At 43.2% G+C, this 17,672-nt stretch carries 12 protein-coding genes and 1 tRNA gene; 7 read left to right on the top strand and 6 right to left on the bottom strand.

Annotated elements, in window-relative coordinates; all coding sequences use genetic code 11:
• Positions 1–142: 142 nt before the first annotated feature.
• From QUB08_RS11250 to QUB08_RS11240, 3 genes are all read left to right on the top strand, one after another.
• Complete coding sequence (locus tag QUB08_RS11250) at positions 143–922, top strand: alpha/beta hydrolase (RefSeq protein WP_333224804.1); 780 nt, start codon at positions 143–145, stop codon at positions 920–922.
• Positions 923–1,014: 92 nt separating this feature from the next.
• A complete protein-coding gene (locus QUB08_RS11245; RefSeq protein WP_333224803.1) occupies positions 1,015–2,544 on the top strand; it encodes a diguanylate cyclase domain-containing protein in 1,530 nt (509 codons plus the stop codon).
• A gap of 71 nt (positions 2,545–2,615) precedes the next feature.
• A complete protein-coding gene (locus QUB08_RS11240) occupies positions 2,616–2,780 on the top strand; it encodes a hypothetical protein (protein ID WP_333224802.1) in 165 nt (54 codons plus the stop codon).
• 66 nt (positions 2,781–2,846) lie between these two features.
• Here the strand turns inward: QUB08_RS11240 and QUB08_RS11235 are convergent.
• Positions 2,847–2,919 (bottom strand) — tRNA-Arg (locus QUB08_RS11235).
• Positions 2,920–3,290: 371 nt separating this feature from the next.
• Here QUB08_RS11235 and QUB08_RS11230 point away from each other — a divergent pair.
• From QUB08_RS11230 to QUB08_RS11215, 4 genes are all read left to right on the top strand, one after another.
• Positions 3,291–6,158: a response regulator gene (locus QUB08_RS11230; RefSeq protein WP_333224801.1), complete on the top strand. Its 2,868-nt coding sequence runs from the start codon at positions 3,291–3,293 to the stop codon at positions 6,156–6,158.
• Positions 6,151–7,587 carry a response regulator gene (locus tag QUB08_RS11225; RefSeq protein ID WP_333224800.1) on the top strand — a complete coding sequence of 479 codons (1,437 nt, stop codon included), beginning with the start codon at positions 6,151–6,153 and terminating at the stop codon, positions 7,585–7,587. The genes QUB08_RS11230 and QUB08_RS11225 overlap by 8 nt, the downstream gene beginning before the upstream one ends.
• A gap of 125 nt (positions 7,588–7,712) precedes the next feature.
• Entirely contained in the window at positions 7,713–8,108 is a 396-nt protein-coding gene (locus QUB08_RS11220; RefSeq protein WP_333224799.1) for a response regulator, read from the top strand.
• Positions 8,105–10,708, top strand: coding sequence for a PAS domain S-box protein (locus tag QUB08_RS11215; protein ID WP_333224798.1), 2,604 nt, complete (start codon positions 8,105–8,107; stop codon positions 10,706–10,708). The genes QUB08_RS11220 and QUB08_RS11215 overlap by 4 nt, the downstream gene beginning before the upstream one ends.
• 202 nt (positions 10,709–10,910) lie before the next feature.
• On the opposite strand, the gene QUB08_RS11210 is transcribed toward QUB08_RS11215, so the two are convergent.
• From QUB08_RS11210 to QUB08_RS11190, 5 genes are all read right to left on the bottom strand, one after another.
• Positions 10,911–11,999, bottom strand: coding sequence for a response regulator (locus QUB08_RS11210; RefSeq protein ID WP_333224797.1), 1,089 nt, complete (start codon positions 11,997–11,999; stop codon positions 10,911–10,913).
• A 118-nt stretch (positions 12,000–12,117) separates the two neighbouring features.
• Entirely contained in the window at positions 12,118–13,623 is a 1,506-nt protein-coding gene (locus QUB08_RS11205; protein ID WP_333224796.1) for an ATP-binding protein, read from the bottom strand.
• 91 nt (positions 13,624–13,714) lie between these two features.
• The gene (locus QUB08_RS11200) at positions 13,715–13,867 is read right to left on the bottom strand and encodes a hypothetical protein (protein ID WP_333224795.1); all 153 of its coding nucleotides are present in this window, start codon (positions 13,865–13,867) and stop codon (positions 13,715–13,717) included.
• 308 nt (positions 13,868–14,175) lie between these two features.
• A complete protein-coding gene (locus QUB08_RS11195; RefSeq protein ID WP_333224794.1) occupies positions 14,176–14,622 on the bottom strand; it encodes a response regulator in 447 nt (148 codons plus the stop codon).
• A 48-nt stretch (positions 14,623–14,670) separates the two neighbouring features.
• Positions 14,671–17,466 carry a PAS domain-containing sensor histidine kinase gene (locus tag QUB08_RS11190; RefSeq protein WP_445300909.1) on the bottom strand — a complete coding sequence of 932 codons (2,796 nt, stop codon included), beginning with the start codon at positions 17,464–17,466 and terminating at the stop codon, positions 14,671–14,673.
• Positions 17,467–17,672 lie beyond the last annotated feature (206 nt).

The raw sequence follows: 17,672 nt of genomic DNA, 5'->3' as shown, positions 1-17,672 counted from the left end.
TAATCCCACATCCTGAATTGTTGTCTACCACTATGTGGGATCAGCAATCCTCCCTCATGAAAGCGCGCAAAAGTCTTATAATCAATTTAATGCTCGTGTCGCTCAAATGACTAAAAAATTTTTCTTACGGAATAATATAAAAGTGTTTGGACAAGGCACCCAGACGATGATGTTTGCTCATGGATTTGGGTGCGATCAAAATATGTGGCGTTTCGTAACACCGGCCTTCGAGAAGGACTACAAAATCATCCTATTTGATTATGTAGGTTCGGGAAAGTCTGATATTAGTGCCTACAGTCCTGAACGGTACAGCGACCTCAATGGCTATGTTCAGGATGTCATCGATATCTGTGAAGAATTGGCCTTGACGGATGTGATTTTTGTCGGTCATTCTGTCAGCAGTATGATCGGCATTCTGTCCTCAATTAAAGCTCCTAATTACTTTAATCGCCTGATTTTCGTAGGGCCTTCACCCTGCTACATCAATGATTTACCAAATTATTACGGAGGGTTTGAGCGCAAAGATATTGAGGATCTCCTCGATATCATGGAGAAAAATTACATTGGTTGGGCAAGCTTTCTGGCGCCAATGGTGATGCAGAATGAGGATCGTCCTGAGTTAAGTGAGGAACTTGAGACAAGTTTTTGCTCTACCGATCCGGTGATTGCAAGTCGCTTTGCCGAGGTAACTTTTTACTCTGACAATCGCAGTGATTTACCCAAGGTATCAGTACCTTCACTGATATTGCAATGCGCTGATGACGTGATTGCTCCCACCGAGGTAGGGCATTACGTCCACAGCCACCTACCTAAAAGTACGCTACGGCTGATGAAAGCTACGGGACATTGCCCGCACCTGAGTCATCCACAAGAGACGATCGAGATGATTAAGGAGTATTTGAGTGTACCTCATACTACCTGATTTCTATGGCAAACATGACCGACCAGATAGACGAGCTACTGAACACGTCACCCTGTGGATTCCTCTCGTTTGCTGACGATGGTAAGATCATAATGGTCAACGCCACATTACTGCAATTACTCGGATACGAAACCGATGAACTGCGGGGACAGAAAATGGAATTCATTCTGCCAATGGCCAGCCGGATTTTCTATCAAACCCATTTCTTCCCCCTGTTGAAGCTCCACGGTAAAGTAGAGGAAATTTACTTCTCATTAAGGTCGAAGGAGGGTAGTGATATACCGATGCTGATCAACGCTGTGCGTCGGGAGAAAGGAGGAAGCTTCGTCAACAATTGCATCTTGATCTGTATCCGCCAGCGTATCCTATACGAAGGTGAAATTATTAAAGCAAAAAAAGCAGCAGAGGCAGCTATTCTCGCCCAAAAGCAAGCGGAAATCGCCCTGCGAAAACAGTATGACAAGGCGATATTACTTCAAGAAATTACTCAACACATCCGTCAATCTCTTGATTTGTCTACAATTTTTGAGATTGCTTCGCAGGAGATTCGCTTGTTTCTTGATGCCGAGCGCGTCGGCATATTTAAGTTCGATCCTGACAGTAATTTTGGATATGGTGAGTTGGTTTCAGAATCCGTAGGCGAAGGATGTAAATTGGTAAGCAGAAATCAATTTAACGACTCGTGTGGTGGTGAACAATATCCTGATTCATATCAAGAAGGGAGAATGCAGGTAGTTGAAAATATCAATAAGATTGACCTTCAACACTGTTACCGCGCTCTTTGGAAACAATTTCCGGTTCGGGCTAATTTAGTTGCGCCGTTGCTCAATGGACAAGATTTGTGGGGGTTGTTATGTATTCATCAATGTTCTGCTCCTCGGCAATGGGAAGAATTTGAAGTTGACCTTGTTAAACAGATTGCTAGTCAGTTAGCGATCGCCATTAAACAAGCGGATATTTTTCAGAAGTTGCAGAAGGAATTGGTAGAAAGGCAGCAGGCCCAAGCGCGGATGAGAGAAATTAATCAACAACTGGCAATCTCTAACGAAGAACTAGCCCGCGCTACTCATCTCTTAGAACAAGTGGTAAATATTGATGGGTTGACTCAAATTGCTAATCGTCGCTGTTTTAATGACCGCTTAGAGCATGAATGGCAGCGGCTATACCGGGAACAAAAACCTATTTCTCTTTTGTTGTTTGATGTGGATTATTTCAAACGCTATAATGATTGCTACGGTCATCAAATGGGGGATAGTTGTCTCTTCAAACTTGCTCAAACGGTGCAAGAGGTGGTGTACCGTCCGGCGGATTTAGTGGCGCGTTACGGGGGAGAAGAATTTGCCATCATTTTGCCTAATACAGATCTTGATGGAGCGAGTTCGGTGGCCCAACGGATTCACGCTGCTATTCAAGCTTTACATATTCCTCACAAAACCTCTGATGTGAGCGATGTAGTTACTATTAGTATGGGTATCGCTAACTTGATTCCGATTTCGGAACTATCATCGGCTGACTTGATTGCGATCGCCGATCGTTCACTCTACCGTGCCAAGCAACAGGGGCGCAATCAGTCCGCGACCTGCGAGTACAGTGGCGATTCAATTTTTGACACTGACGGTTAAATCACAATAATTGAGGCCGAGGACAAAAATTTGTCCCCGGTCTCTCAAAATCAGTCATTCTATAAATTTACATGAGCACGGAGGGATTGGAAAAGTCCGCTCCGACCGTCGCAGAATTTCCAGAGCCGGCCGACTTGCTCAACCAGTTAAAAGCGCGGCGCAAAAAGTCCGGGGCAAACTTGGCAGATATGGAGGTGGTTTTGGAGATACTAGGAACCGACAGGAGCGAAATTTGAGCGGAAAATAGGACTATCGGCAATACAATTAACCTTAAACCCTTACTCCGCAAAAGACATACAAAATGAGCACGGAGGGATTTGAACCCCCGACCCTCAGGACCGGAACCTGATGCTCTATCCACTGAGCTACGTGCCCTCGACTGTTTAGAGTATAACACGTCTTGCGGAAAATGGCGAGTGCCGATCGCAAATTTCCTAGCCAGCCTCCAAATCGCTTGGCCTACCGGGGTTGAACTCGGCCCCGCGATCGCGTTTATTAGGTAGTTCTTGAAGCCAGGGACTAAAAATTCTACCTAAATTATCAAAATAATACGACAATGGGGTAAAATAACAGCCTTTAATATAGCAAAAATTAGGTTCACATGCGATCGGGGTCGAGCATCTACCACAGCTAAAATAGCCCGCATCAATTCCCCCCAGCTAAGCGGCAGTAAATAAATGGTGCGGCAGTTAAGACAGGTTGTGCAAATACGGTTCTAGGCTAAGTTCACCAAACCTCTGAATCTTATGGTTTCTAAAATTTTAGACAAATTACCGCTGCGAACTGTTCTCATAGTTCCATTTATACTGCAAATCCAGGGAGCCGTGGGACTCGTAGGATATCTGTCTTTTAGAAACGGACAAAAAGCAGTTAATAACCTTGCCAGTCAGTTAATGACCGAGGTGAGTTTGCGTGTCGAGCAAAACCTGCAAATTTACCTGACAACTCCCCATCAAATCAATCAAACCAAGCTGGATGCTGTCAAGATCGGCTTGTTAAAGATGGAAAACTTATCAGCTTGGGAGAAATATCTTTGGCGGCAAGTACAATTATATCCCTATATCAATTTTACCTCGGTTGGCAACAATAAGGGAAATTATAGAGGCGGTCAACAACTTTCTAACGGCTCCCGAATGATTAATGTGATAGACCCCTCTACTGGGTTAAATTTTAATTCTTACAATACGAACGATCTCGGCGATCGCACTACAGTTACCACCCTTGCCAAAAACTATGATCATCGGCAACATCCTGCGTACCAAAAAGCCGTAAAAGTCGGCAAACCTACTTGGAGTTCGGTTTTTGTTTCATTACTAGAACCGACATTACTTATCAGCGCTATCCAAGCCGTATACAGCGACAAAAATCAGCTAGAAGGAGTCTTATTTACTGCCTTGCGTCTCGACCATCTTGGGAGATTTCTCAATAGTCTCAAAGTTGGAAAATCCGGTCAAACATTTATTATCGATCGCCAGGGTACTTTGTTAGCAACTTCCACAACAGAAAAACAGTTTCGCACTAAAGGTAATGAAAGACAATTGTTTAAAGTGGAAGAAAGCAGCAACCCTTTTACTCAAGCGACAGCTAAATATTTGACTGCAAAGTTTAAAAAATTAGATCAAATTAAAAAATCCGAGTTATTGAGCTTTGAAATAGATGACAAGCGACAATTTTTAAAAGTCCTGCCCTTCCAAGACGGCAAAGGTTTAGACTGGCTGATTGTCGTAGTTGTTCCCGAAGCAGATTTCAACAAAGAAATCGATGCCAATACCCGCACAGCGGTTTTGCTTTGTTTCGCAGCTTTAGGAGTAGCTGTGGCGATCGGCATTCTGACTTCTCAGTGGGTGACAAATCCTATTTTGAGCTTAAATACAGCAGCCAAAAATATTGCTAAAGGTGAATGGGAGAAAACAGTACAAAGCGAACGTTCTGACGAATTGGGGGAATTAGCCAAGTCATTTAACAGCATGGCTCAACAACTGCAACAATCTTTTGAAACTTTAGAACAGCGAGTGCAAGAGCGGACGGCTGAATTGGCTATAGCTAAAGACAAAGCGGAAGTAGCGAATCAAGCTAAAAGCACTTTTCTTGCTAACATGAGCCACGAATTGCGATCGCCTCTCAATGCAATTCTCGGCTTTTCCCAACTGATGACTCGCAGCCAAACTCTATCCCCCGAACATCAAGAAAATATTAGCATAATTAGGAGCAGCGGAGAACACCTCCTTACCCTGATTAATAACGTGCTGGATTTATCTAAAATTGAATCGGGGCGCACCACCCTCAATCCCCATAAAATCGACCTCTATCGCCTGCTCAATGACTTGGAAGATATGTTTCAACTCAAAGCAGATGACAAGCACTTGCAGTTGGTTTTTGACCGCAGTCCCGATGTGCCACAATACATAGAAACTGACGAGTTAAAGTTGCGACAAATCTTAATTAATCTGCTCAATAACTCTCTTAACTTTACCCATGAGGGCGGTGTAGCGGTCAGAGTTAGCAAGCAGTCATTAGGCAGAAATCAGCAGGCACAAGGGAGAAATTTTGAGCAGTCGGAACTATCAATAAATACAAAAACATCAGCAAGTAATGGTGTTAAAATATCTCAAGTCAGTCAGTCGAACCACCAGATTATTGCCACGCCAAATGACGATTCATCTTCTACCTCTTCTTTCTTCCTTCATTTTGAAGTCGAAGATACGGGTTCCGGTATTGCTACCAATGAATTAGACGATCTTTTTGAACCTTTCGTGCAAACCAAGACAGGCAAAGATTCGCAAGAAGGTACCGGCTTGGGATTGCCAATCAGTCGCAAATTTGTAGAATTAATGGGGGGCGAAATGAGCGTCTGTTCTGCTGTTAGCAAGGGAACTAATTTTAAATTTGACATTCAAGTTATTGCGGTCGATGCGGCTGATATGGAAAGCCCAAAACCGAGCCGGAATGTTATTGCCTTGGTTCCCAACCAACACACCTATCGAATTTTGATAGTAGACGATAAACCGCTCAACCGCCAACTGTTAATTAAAATCCTCTCTCCTCTGGGTTTTGAACTAAAAGAAGCTACTAACGGTCAAGAAGCTATTGAAATTTGGGATAGTTGGGAACCGCATCTAATTTGGATGGACATGAGAATGCCTGTGATGGACGGCTACGAAGCTACGCAACACATTAAAGGTACTATTAAAGGTCAAGCTACTGCGATTATTGCGCTGACAGCGAGCGTTTTGGAGGAAGAACGGGCAGTTATTTTATCGGCTGGCTGCGATGCTTTTATGAGGAAGCCTTTCCGGGAAGCCGATATTTTTGATGCTATGCACAAACAGATCGGAGTGCGCTATATTTATGAAGATGCGGGTCAAACTAATTTCTCGGCAATCAAAGAGGGCGATGGCGCAATGACTGCGACTGATTTCGTGAAATTGCCTGATTCACTGGTAGCTGATTTAAAGCTAGCGATACTGAATGCAGATATGGATTTAATTGATACCTTGATAGAGCAAATTAGATTAAAGGATGCAGTAACTGCAGGTGCGATCGCAAATTGTATAGAAAATTTTGAGTACGACAAAGTTTTAAAGTTAATATCTCAAGCAATATCACATGAATAACGACATTCCTAGCACCGAGCGCGGTAATATTTTAGTAGTTGACGACACCCCAGCTAATTTGCGGCTGCTAGCCGGAATTTTGAACAGCAAGGGCTATAAAGTCCGCCCCGTACCTAGTGGCGAGTTAGCGCTTTCGGCGGCAAAAGGTATGCCTCCCGATTTGATTTTGCTGGATATTATGATGCCCGAAATGAATGGGTATGAAGTTTGCGAAAAAATCAAAGCTGATCGACGGACTTGCGACATTCCGGTAATTTTTATTAGCGCGATTAATGACGTACTTGATAAAGTCAAAGCCTTTGCAGTGGGCGGGGTAGATTATATTACCAAGCCCTTTCAGGTGGAAGAGGTTCTAGTGAGGGTAGAAACCCATTTAGCAATGTGCCAGTTGCGAAAAAAACTCCAACAGAAAAACAATGAACTTACAGTTACTTTAGACCAACTGCAAGCTACTCAGAATCAATTAGTGCAATCAGAAAAAATGGCGGCATTAGGGCAACTGATTGCGGGCATTGCTCACGAAATTAATACGCCCTTGGGGGCAATTCGGTCGTCGATTGGAAATATTACCAGCTTTTTGGATAACAATCTCGAAAGTTTCCCAGTTTTTTTTAAAGAACTGTCAGCAGAACGCCAGCAGGATTTCTTGCGTTTGATGTACAGTTCTAGCAAACAAAATTACTCTTTATCTACTCGAGAAAAACGGGTATTGAAAAAAGGCGTGAAGCAGCAACTAGAGTCGGAAGGCATTGACAATTCTGACAGCCTTGCTAGCATTTTAGTCAATATCGGATTGCAGGAAAATCTGCAAGAATTCTTGCCGTTGCTCAAAGCTCCTGACAGCGAAAATATTATAAAAATAGCCTACGACTTTGCTAGCATTCACAGAAGCGCCCGAACCATTGCTACCGCTACTGAACGCGCTGCAAAAGTCGTCTTTGCCCTGAAAAATTATGCGCGTTATGATGTAAATGGGGAAAAAATACAAGTAAATATTACGGAGGGAATTGAAACTGTATTAACTCTTTATCAAAACCAAATCAAGCAGGGTGTGGAAGTGATCAGAAACTATCAAGATAAATTGCCTGTGGTACTGTGTTATCCCGACGAACTCAATCAAGTTTGGACAAATTTAATTCACAATGCCTTACAAGCGATGGACAATCAAGGGACTTTAACAATTGACGCGGTACAACAAGATACCAGCCTCTTGGTAAAAATTATTGACAGCGGTAAGGGTATTCAACCAGAGATTATTCCGAAAATTTTTGAGCCTTTTTTTACTACCAAACCTGCAGGAGAAGGCAGCGGGTTGGGACTGGATATTGTCAAAAAAATAATTGAAAAACATCAGGGTAAAATTGATGTGGAGTCGAGGCCCGGTAAAACAGCATTTACCGTGTCTTTGCCGATTAATTTAACTGAGTAGGTACAGGGTCGGAGACTGAAGTCTGGGGCGAAAATTTGCAGTCTACCCGCGCAGAATGTAGAATTTGGAAAACTGTGTGCTGCCCATGAGGGTGCACCCTGCCACACTAAAGAAGGAAACTAGCGATGTCTAAATCAGCAATTTTGTGTGTGGACGATGAAGTAGGAGTCTTGGAAAGTCTGGAAATAGAACTGCAACAGGCATTTAACGGTAAATATCTTTGCGAATTTGCTGAAAGTGCTGCCGAAGCCCTGGAAATTATTGAAGAGCTATGTGAAGCTGAGGTTAACATTTTAGTAATTGTCTCTGATTGGTTGATGCCCGGAATGAAAGGAGATGAGTTGCTGATTAAAATTCATCAAAAATATCCGCAAATTGTGACAGTGATGCTGACAGGACAAGCAGACAAAGAAGCAATCGAACGCACAAAAACTCAAGCAAATCTTCATGCTTTCATAGAAAAGCCTTGGCGAAATCAAGAATTAATTGAAGCGATTAAGTCTGGTCTAGCAAATTTATGAAAAAACCAGTCATTATTTGTGTCGATGATGAGCAGACTATACTCGATAGTCTGGAAATAGACCTCCTAAAAGCCTTTGAAGATAAATATTTAATTGAAACGGCCCAAAGTGGCGAAGAAGCTTTAGAGTTGCTGTCAGAACTTTTAGCAGAACAGTATGAAGTTCCTTTGGTTATTTCGGATCATATTATGCCTAGTATGAAAGGAGACGAACTATTAAGGAGCGTTCATGCTATCTCGCCGAACTGTCTCAAGATTATGCTGACGGGGCAGGCAGATTTGGATGCGGTAGCCAATGCTATTAACTATGCTAAATTGTACCGATATATACCTAAACCTTGGCAATGTGATGACTTAAAATTAACTGTCACTGAGGCAATATATAGATATTTTCAAGATAAACAATTAGCGGAAAAACAAAAAGAACTTCAGGAAATGAATCAGGAGTTGGTAAAATTAAACCGCAAGCAGGCGATGCTGATTGCCAAACTCCATGAAAACGAAAGTCGCTTGACGCAATATCTAGAAGCTATGCCATTGGGCGTGTGTGTGCTTGATGCAAACGGGCAATCTTTCTACGCTAACCAGAAAGCGCGGGATGTATTTGGCAAAGGCACTGTGCCGCATATTAATTCCGAGCAAAAAGCAGCACTTTATCAATTCTATAAAGCCGGGACTAATCAAAGATGCCCCGTTGAAGAATTGCCAATTATGCGGGCGCTTAGGGGCGAAAATGTGCGGACTGAGGGTGTAGAAATTCGTACAGCTAATAAGATTATTCCTGTAGAGAGTTGGGCAACTCCAATTTATGATTCTACAGGAGACATTTCCTATGCGATTATTGCTTTTAGTGACATAAGTGAACGCAAGGAATCTGAAGCGGCGCTAATTCAAGCTGAAGAGAAGTATCGCGGGATATTTGAAAATGCTCTAGAAGGTATTTTTCAGACGACGCCGGACGGACATTTTATCAGTGCAAATCCTGCTCTGGCAGAAATTTACGGCTACGATTCTGCGTCAGAATTGATAGAAAGTATTAATGATATTCAGCAGCAATTGTACGTGGAACCGAACCGCCGTCAAGAGTTTCTGGCGCTGATGAAACAGCACGGTACTCTGTGTGAGTTTGAGTCTCAGGTTTACTGTCGAGATGGCAGCATTATCTGGATTTCTGAGTATGCGCGCACAGTTTATGATGCTAACGGTGAAGTGCTTTACTATCAGGGGTTTGCTAAGGATATTAGTTTGCAAAGACAGGTGGAAGTAGAACGAATTAGGTTTACTAATGATTTAGAAAAAGCTTTGGCAGCAGAAGAAAAGTTAAATGAGGCACTGTCAGAGAACGAAAGCCGATTGACTCAATTCCTGGAAGCGATGCCAGTGGGAATATTTGTTGTCGATGGTAAGGGTAAACCTTTTTACATGAATTCTTGGGGCGAAAGGATACTAGCCCAAGGTTTAATTTTTGATGGGGGTACTGAGCAATTTCCTGAAGCTTATCATTTTTACGACGCTGGAACTAATCAATTGTATCCGAGGGATAGCCAACCGATTGTTCGGGCGTTGCGGGGAGAATTTGTGCGTATGGACGATCTAGAAATTCATGGATCTGATCGGATTGTGCCGATCGAGGTTTGGGCGACTCCAATCTACGACGAACGGAAAAACATAGTTTACGCCATCGCGGCTTTTCAAGACATCACGGAACGTCTAAAGGTAGAAACCGAGCGCCGCCAATTCACAGACGAGTTGCAAAAAGCTTTAGCAGCAGAAGAAAAATTAACAGATGCTTACGGGCGGTTTGTACCGCACCAATTTCTCCACTTTCTGGGATATGAAAGTATTCTGGAAGTCAAATTAGGCGATCAGGTGCAGAAAGAAATGTCGGTGCTGTTTTCAGATATCCGCGATTTCACTTCTCTTTCGGAAAGGATGAATCCCGCAGAAAATTTTCAATTTATTAATGCTTATTTGTCGCGGATGGAACCGGCAATTACTGACAATTTTGGTTTTATTGATAAATACATTGGCGATGCGATTATGGCGCTGTTTGATGGCAGTGCGGACGATGCTGTGAAAGCTGGAATTGCAATGCTAGAACAGCTTAACGAGTATAATATTAGTCGCAATCGACCCGATCGCCCGCTGCAAATTGGCATAGGAATCAATACGGGTTCTTTGATGTTAGGCACGGTTGGCGGCCAAAGTCGGATGGACAGCACGGTGATTAGCGATGCGGTAAACTTAGCCTCCCGCGTGGAAAGTTTGACGAAAGAGTATGGAGTTTCGATGTTAATTACTCACAATACTTTTATACACTTGAACGATATTTATGATTTGAGGTTGATCGATCGCGTAGCAGTTAAAGGCAAATCGCGAATGGTAACACTTTATGAAGTATTTGCAGCCGATCCGCCAGAGTTACGACAGAAAAAGTTAGAGACAAAGACAATTTTTGAGCAAGCTTTGGTACTCTACAATAGTGATAGGTGTGGCGAAGCTATAAGATTGTTTTTGGCCTGCTTGGAAATCAACCCTAATGATAAGGTAGCTCAACTTTATATGCAGCGGTGTCTGAAAGGAGCGATCGCTCCTGCATAATCAGGACTTACGCACAGCCTCAATATATAGTGTTTTGTAGGGGCTCTCCCCACGCCCGGTTGCCCCCATAGCTGGGATGATTGCGTAAGTCCTAATAATACCATTTTAGAGTTGAGATTTAACAATTGGGAATGACTTATGCCATAAGGGTGGGGATTTTGCCGACAATTGTATTGTTTTTGGAAACTGGAATAATCATGGTTTAGACAGGCAGGGAAACGCAAACTATGGTTTCTTGCTGCGGCAAACTTTCTATTTTAAATTCTCCTCCGTGCAATTCTACAAGGCGTTGAACGATGGCCAGGCCCAATCCCAAACCTGCTTGTTGGTAAAGTTTGCGATCGAACTGCCTGTATGCTTCTAGCTGTGCAATCTGATCGGTAGTCATGCCGCGGCCTTGGTCTTTGACAGACAGAATAAAAGTCTGATTTTCGACGAAAGTGCTTAATAAAACAGGCGTTCCTTCTAAAGAAAATTTGAAGGCATTGTCCAAGAGTTCTTCAACAATTTTTGCAAGTCTGACAGAATCCATAGCTACCGACGCATCTTGCAAGTTTAATTGTAAATCGTCGGTTCTATCCGCGTGTTTTGCTTGCTGCCGCGCTTTTTGACTCAGCAAAGATTTTACACAGCTAAATTCACTGTTTCGCATCTCCTTTAGCAGTTCGGGATTTGTGGCTGCTATCTCCAGTTCTGCATACAGCAAAAAGTTCTGAATCAGTCGATACAAGCGATGACCGGAAGTTTGAATTTGACCGATCATCTCTAAGATATCTGATTCCTCTAAAACCTGATATTCTGACAGAATCAGCTCAGAAAAACCCAGAATAGCATTCAAAGGAGTCCGCAATTCGTGGGGGAGCGACATACTAATATTAGTGCGTAATTCGTCTAGCGTTTTTTGAGATTGCCTGCTAATTGTTTTTTGTTTTTCAAGTCTAATAGCAATGGCTTTTAGCAGTTCTTGCGGCGTACACGGCTTAGTAATGTAATCGTCAGCTCCCAGTTCCATGCCCATGCGAACGTCAACTTTATCGGCTTTGGCTGTGAGGAAAATAAACGGAATTGTGGCAGTCAAGGGTTCGGAGCGCAAAGCTTTGATGACGCCGTGACCGTCCACTTCCGGCATCATCATGTCGCACAAAATTAAATCCGGGATTGTTTCGATCGCCAATTTGATGCCGACTTTGCCGTTAATCGCTCCTATTCCTTCAAAATTCTCGGCTTCCAGCAACTCTAAAATATTTTCTCTAATCGCTTCTTCGTCTTCTATTACCAAAATCTTAGCCACGGTGATAGCTCCTTTTTGTTAGTAGTTTGTTAGAAAAATATTGGGTTGAGATACTTGATAAGTTTGTTTGTTAGGTGCTTAATTAATGGTTAAATTGCGGATATATATAGTTGATAATTCAGTTGTTATTGACTGGGCAAATTAAAGGCAAGGTAATAGTGAAAGTTGTGCCTTTTCCTTCTTGACTGTCGATCGCGAGTTGGCCGCCGTGAAGTTCCACAGCCCTCTTCACAATTGCTAAACCGAGACCTGTTCCCGAAATAGTGCCGACATTTGTAGCTCGGTAAAAAGTTTCTAATATCCGCTCTCGATCGGCTTGGGGAATGCCGATGCCCTGGTCTTGAACTTGGAAAACAGCTTCTTTGTTTTGACAGTTGAGGTGCAAGGAAACTGTACTGCCGACGGGGGAATATTTGATGGCATTGGAGAGGACATTTCCCAAGATTTGCTGCAGCAGTTTTTCATCCATTTGAGCATCGCAGTTGCCCCCTTCATATTGAAAGGCGAGCGGGTGTTGGTTGCTGTCGTTGAGCTGCTGCTCTTCTACCAGTTGACGGCAAAATTTTTCGAGGTTTAAGGAAACCGGTTGAAACTGCAAGGTATTGGCTTCGATTTTGCCAATTACGAGGATATCTTCTAATAACTCTGTCATGCGTTTAATTGCTAATTGAATCCGCACAAAATGAGTAGATTTTTTATCTTGGGGCCACTGAGAACTGTAGTCTTGCAGCAATCCAGCGGAAAATTGGATGGTTGTCAAAGGTGTGCGGAACTCGTGGGAAACCATTGTGACAAATTTAGCTCGCAGTTCTGAAAGTTCCTTTTCTCGTGCGAGGGCTTTGAGAATTTCCGCTTCTGCTCGTTTGCGATCGCTAATGTCACGGGCTTCCGCAATCAGCAGCAAAACTTGTCCTGTTTCATTTTTAACAGGTTTCAGTGAGAAATCAACTGTCATAATTTGGCCACTTTTGCCTAACAAGTCGATTTCGCTGCGGAAAAACTCGCCGCGACTTGCTTTGCCGATCGCGCATTGCAATTGTTCGGAAACCTGTGGCGACTGGGCCCAAATCGCCATTTCCCAAATCGGGTGGCCAACAATACCCTCCGATCGCAATCCGGCAAAATCGAGGGCTGTCTCGTTGACTTCCAGCACAATTCCTTGGGGAGTCAGCAGCTTGGTTAGCTGAAACGAAGAGTCAAAAATCGCCCGAAAGCGGCGCTCGCTTTCCCGCAGCATTTGAAATGTTTGAGATCGTTCGATCGCGTAGCGGATCGTCCGCACTAATAATTGAGCAGTAATGTGACCTTTAACAATATAGTCTTGAGCTCCCAAGCGAACTGATTCTAGGGCGATTGCCTCATCGTCCAAGCCTGTCATTACCACCATTGCGGTATCCGGGGCAACTTCTTGCAGGCGAGTTAGGGTTTCCAAACCGCAGCTGTCCGGCAAAGAAAGGTCGAGCAAAACTACATCAAAGGGTTGTTTACACAATTGTGCTATCGCCTCATGCAGGAACTCAACAGACACCAGTTCCCACTGGACGCCCACAGATACTTCTAAAAGTTCTGCAAGCAAATCAGCATCAGCAGGATTGTCTTCTACTAACAGAATCTTAATCCACATAGCTTAGACGTTTTTGACTGTAAAAATTTTACTCTACCAATCTTAGGTTAAACTTTTTTGCTTTCCCATGCCATTTTCAACTTGAAAATTATTATTTGGGAACTGTCACCACCACCAGCAACCAATCCTCAATCCATCTTACCAGTTTAGCGACTTGACTAAAATCGACAGGCTTAGTGATGTAGCACCGGGCTAACAGGGCATAAGACTTGAGAATCTCTTCATCGGCTGCTGAGGTTGTCATAATTACCACCCGAATCATTTTTAACTTGAGGGCTGAATTAATTTATAGCAATATTTACCCACCGTTTTTATTATACCAAATCAATTCAAGCAGAATTAAATCGGGATGGAAACGCGAACATACAAGCCTTCTTTATTCAATAAATTCATTGCTGATACTCTATATTCTACTATTGAATAAATAATTAAAAAATGGCTTATCGCCAGCTTTTAGAAAGTCCATTCAGCCTCGCTGAGCCAATCATTCACCAGCAAAATTTCCCTAGGTTAAAAACTTTTATAACGCTCAGAAGCAAAGCATTTGTTCGTTTAATTTAGAGGAAGTTTGACGACGGCCAGCCAGAATTCCTCAATTAAGCTGACTACTTTAGTAAATTCAACGAAGTCTACCGGTTTTGTTATGTAACAGTTGGCGTGGAGCGAGTATGACTTAAAAATATCTTCGGGAGCGGCTGAAGTGCTGAGAATCACTACAGGAATTAATTTTAACTTGGGATCAGTTTTAATTTCTTCTAGCACTTCAATACCGCTTTTTTTCGGCAGATGCAAATCGAGCAAAATCAAATCGGGACGAGGTACCCTAAGATAGGGTTCTTTTCGGCGCAAAAACTTGATTGCTTCGACTCCATCCTCCACAAAATGCAAGTTATTTAATATTTTACCCTGACTGAGGACTTCTATTGCCAAATCGGCATCGCTGGGAGAATCCTCAATCAGCAGAATCTCTATAGGTCTAACAGTGCTTCGATCGCTCATCACCGACGTATCCTTTAAAGTATAAAAACAAAATTGAACTTTGAGGCTTTAGATACTAATTATAGGAATAGTGAAGTAAAAAGTCGCTCCTTTTCCCTCTTGAGATACCACCCATATTCGACCGCCGTGGCGTTCAACAATGCGCTTGCACATCGCCAAACCTATACCAGTACCGGAATATTGGCGGCGGGAGTGCAGGCGCGCAAAAATGATAAAAATGCGATCGGCATACTGCGGATCGATGCCAATGCCGTTATCGCGGACACTGAACACCCATTCGCTCTCTTGCCTGCGGGCAGCGATATGAATCAACGGGATATCTTCGCGACAAAATTTGATGCTGTTGGCGAGCAAATTTTGGAATAATTGCACCAGTTGAAATTCATCCGCCATCACGGTTGGCATCGCGTCGCAGGTGATTACAGCTTTTGTTTCGGCGATCGCAATTTGCAAATTGCACATAGTTTGCTTAACCACAGCCTTGCAATCGGCCAGCTCAAACTCCTGACCCCTCGTTCCCAGGCGGGAATACGCCAACAAATCGTTAATTAGCTGCTGCATTCTGGTGGCGCCATCGACAATATAATGAATATACTTATCTGCGCGATCGTCCAAATTTCCTTGATAGCGGTGAGCGAGCAATTGAGTGTAACTGGTAACGGCTCGGAGCGGTTCTTGCAAATCGTGGGAAGCCACATAAGCAAATTGTTCTAATTCCTCGTTGGAACGCTTCAAATCTTCTGTAAGTTGCAGCAAATGCTGCTCTGCTTCTTTGCGGTCTGTAATGTTGTAAACCAAGGCGCAACAAGACAGCAGATTCCCCTGGGAGTCCATGACTGGACTGGTAGACATATCAGTCCAAATATTTTTGCCGTCCTTGCTTTTGAATTTAAATTCGTGTTGTTCGTTAATACCTTGCTTGCGCCGCTCGACATTATCAATAGCTTGTTGTTTTTCCTGTTCGTCCATGAAATCAAAAAGCGACCGCCCGAACATTTCTAATTCACTATAGCCGAGCATTCGCGCCATTGCGTGGTTCACGTAAGTCGTGAGGGAATTGCTGTCAATTACCCAAATACCTTCTTCTGCTAATTCAACTATTTGTCTGTACTTGAATTCACTTTCCTGCAACGCTCTTTCCGTTAGTTTGCGCTCGGTGATATCTTTCATAAAACAGTGGTGACCGTTAAATATCCCTTGTTCGTCGCAAGCTTTTACCATTGTTACTTGCTTGTAAAAAAACGAGCCATTTTTCCGCACACCTCTAGTTTCAACTTCTACTTTGCCAGAACTTACCATTTCCTGATAAGCTGAGAGCGTCATCTCAATATCGCCCGGATGTACGGTAAGCTGCCATTGCAGGCCGAGCATTTCTTCTGGTTCGTAACCGCATCTATGAGCGTAAGCTCGGTTAACATTCACGTAGCGTCCCTCAATATCTAGCCGCGAAATGCCTTCCATCGCATTTTGCATGGCTGCGGTGAGGTCGCGCAGCTCTTTTTCCGCTTGTTTGCGATCGCTAATATCCTGACCGATAGCCAAAAAACCAGTGATATTTCCTTCAGTATCGAATAAGACAGTCACGGACAATTGCACCGGAAACCGCGAACCGTCTTTGCGAATGTAAGTCCATTCATTTTCCTCAGCTATTCCCCGGCGTGGCAAAGCAAAAAAAACTTCTATTCCCGGCTCTATTTTTACTCCCAATTCTTGAGAAAGAATTTCAGCTCTTTTACCGATCTCCACAGGATCGTGAATTATTGCTAGCGTGACTTTCCCCACCACTTCTTCGGGGGAATAGCCTAAAAGTCGCTGTGCTGCCCGATTAAATATTTTAATTGTACCGTCGGGATCTGTAGAAATAATTGTGTAGTGAGCGCTGTTAAGAATTGCATTTTGCAGTTGCGTCAATTCCAACAAAGTTATCGCAATTCTTTGTCGGTAGGCTATTTCTTGTGGCAATGAGTGGTGAGAAGTTTCGATTTGAGCAATGCGCTCAGCAACTCGATGTTCCAGAGTTTCATGGAGCAGTCGATTTTCCTCTTCTACCTGCTTGCGTTCTGTAATATCAGTAATAGTACCAACATAACTTTTAACCTCCCCATTTTCTCCGATTATACCGACAGCTTGACCGAATACCCAACTGATTTTAGCGTGATTAATGCCTTGAAAGCGGTACTCACATTTAAACGGCAATTTCTCCTGCGCGGCGCTATACCATTCAGCAAAAACCCGCTGGCGGTCCTCTGGATGAATGGCTTCCAACCACCCTTTGCCCAAAGCTTTATCGCAGGCTGTCCCGGAAATTTGAGACCAGCGCTCGTTGACATACAAGCAGTCTCCTAAAGCGTCTGCATAAAATATTCCCACCGGTAAATCTTCAGTTAAAGTTTGATAGCGAGCTTCTGTTTTTCGGCGTTCAATGATTTCTGTTTGCAGTATTCGAGCGAGCATCGCTAATTGAGTTGGAGTGACGAGATTTAATGCTTGGGGAATTAAAGGAATTAATGAAAAAGCTGTGTAAGCAGAAATCGCGGCGGTAATAATTTTTAGACAGCCAGAAACCCAATAAACAGGATGCCAAAGCGTCCAAACTTCCATTATATGAGTAGTGCCACAGGAGATAATAAAGGCTGCGAACAGCCAAAAGATGTTGCGAAAGGGCAAGTCTTTTCCCTGAGTGATAATATAAATTAGCGATAGCGGTATTGAATAGTAAGCCAGAGCAATTATAGAGTCTGACACTATGTGAACCGCGACTAGCTCTCGCTGCCAAAGGTAACAGTGGCCGTGAGGAATATAATGCCCGGTGAATAACAGCTTATTTAAAAAGTTCCAAATCATAAATAGAATTGGGAATGGGGAAGGGGTAATGGGAAATTTAACCCAATAACTTATAACTTATCTCAAATTTCTGAAATATACAGTGCTGGACGCACGGGGGAGTACAAACCTGGTTTCTTCGTAGATGCCTCGTTGGCAAAACCGGGTTTCCTCAGAAAGCGTGCCTCTATGACTAATAGCATTTTAGATTTTAGATTTTAGATTAA

Origin of the sequence: Microcoleus sp. BR0-C5, assembly GCF_036705045.1 — a bacterium.
Taxonomy (GTDB): Bacteria; Cyanobacteriota; Cyanobacteriia; order Cyanobacteriales; family Microcoleaceae; genus Microcoleus.
Note: the sequence above shows the minus strand (reverse complement) of the source record. Positions and strands in the feature narration are given on the sequence as shown.

What these genes read in the sequence shown, in the direction of transcription:
- QUB08_RS11225 (WP_333224800.1), top strand. Translation starts at nt 6,151, where the DNA reads ATGAATAACGACATTCCTAGCACCGAGCGCGGTAATATTTTAGTAGTT.
- QUB08_RS11245 (WP_333224803.1), top strand. Translation starts at nt 1,015, where the DNA reads ATGGTCAACGCCACATTACTGCAATTACTCGGATACGAAACCGATGAA.
- QUB08_RS11220 (WP_333224799.1), top strand. Translation starts at nt 7,713, where the DNA reads ATGTCTAAATCAGCAATTTTGTGTGTGGACGATGAAGTAGGAGTCTTG.
- QUB08_RS11230 (WP_333224801.1), top strand. Translation starts at nt 3,291, where the DNA reads ATGGTTTCTAAAATTTTAGACAAATTACCGCTGCGAACTGTTCTCATA.
- QUB08_RS11190 (WP_445300909.1), bottom strand. Translation starts at nt 17,466, where the DNA reads ATGATTTGGAACTTTTTAAATAAGCTGTTATTCACCGGGCATTATATT.
- QUB08_RS11205 (WP_333224796.1), bottom strand. Translation starts at nt 13,623, where the DNA reads ATGTGGATTAAGATTCTGTTAGTAGAAGACAATCCTGCTGATGCTGAT.
- QUB08_RS11200 (WP_333224795.1), bottom strand. Translation starts at nt 13,867, where the DNA reads ATGACAACCTCAGCAGCCGATGAAGAGATTCTCAAGTCTTATGCCCTG.
- QUB08_RS11215 (WP_333224798.1), top strand. Translation starts at nt 8,105, where the DNA reads ATGAAAAAACCAGTCATTATTTGTGTCGATGATGAGCAGACTATACTC.
- QUB08_RS11195 (WP_333224794.1), bottom strand. Translation starts at nt 14,622, where the DNA reads ATGAGCGATCGAAGCACTGTTAGACCTATAGAGATTCTGCTGATTGAG.
- QUB08_RS11240 (WP_333224802.1), top strand. Translation starts at nt 2,616, where the DNA reads ATGAGCACGGAGGGATTGGAAAAGTCCGCTCCGACCGTCGCAGAATTT.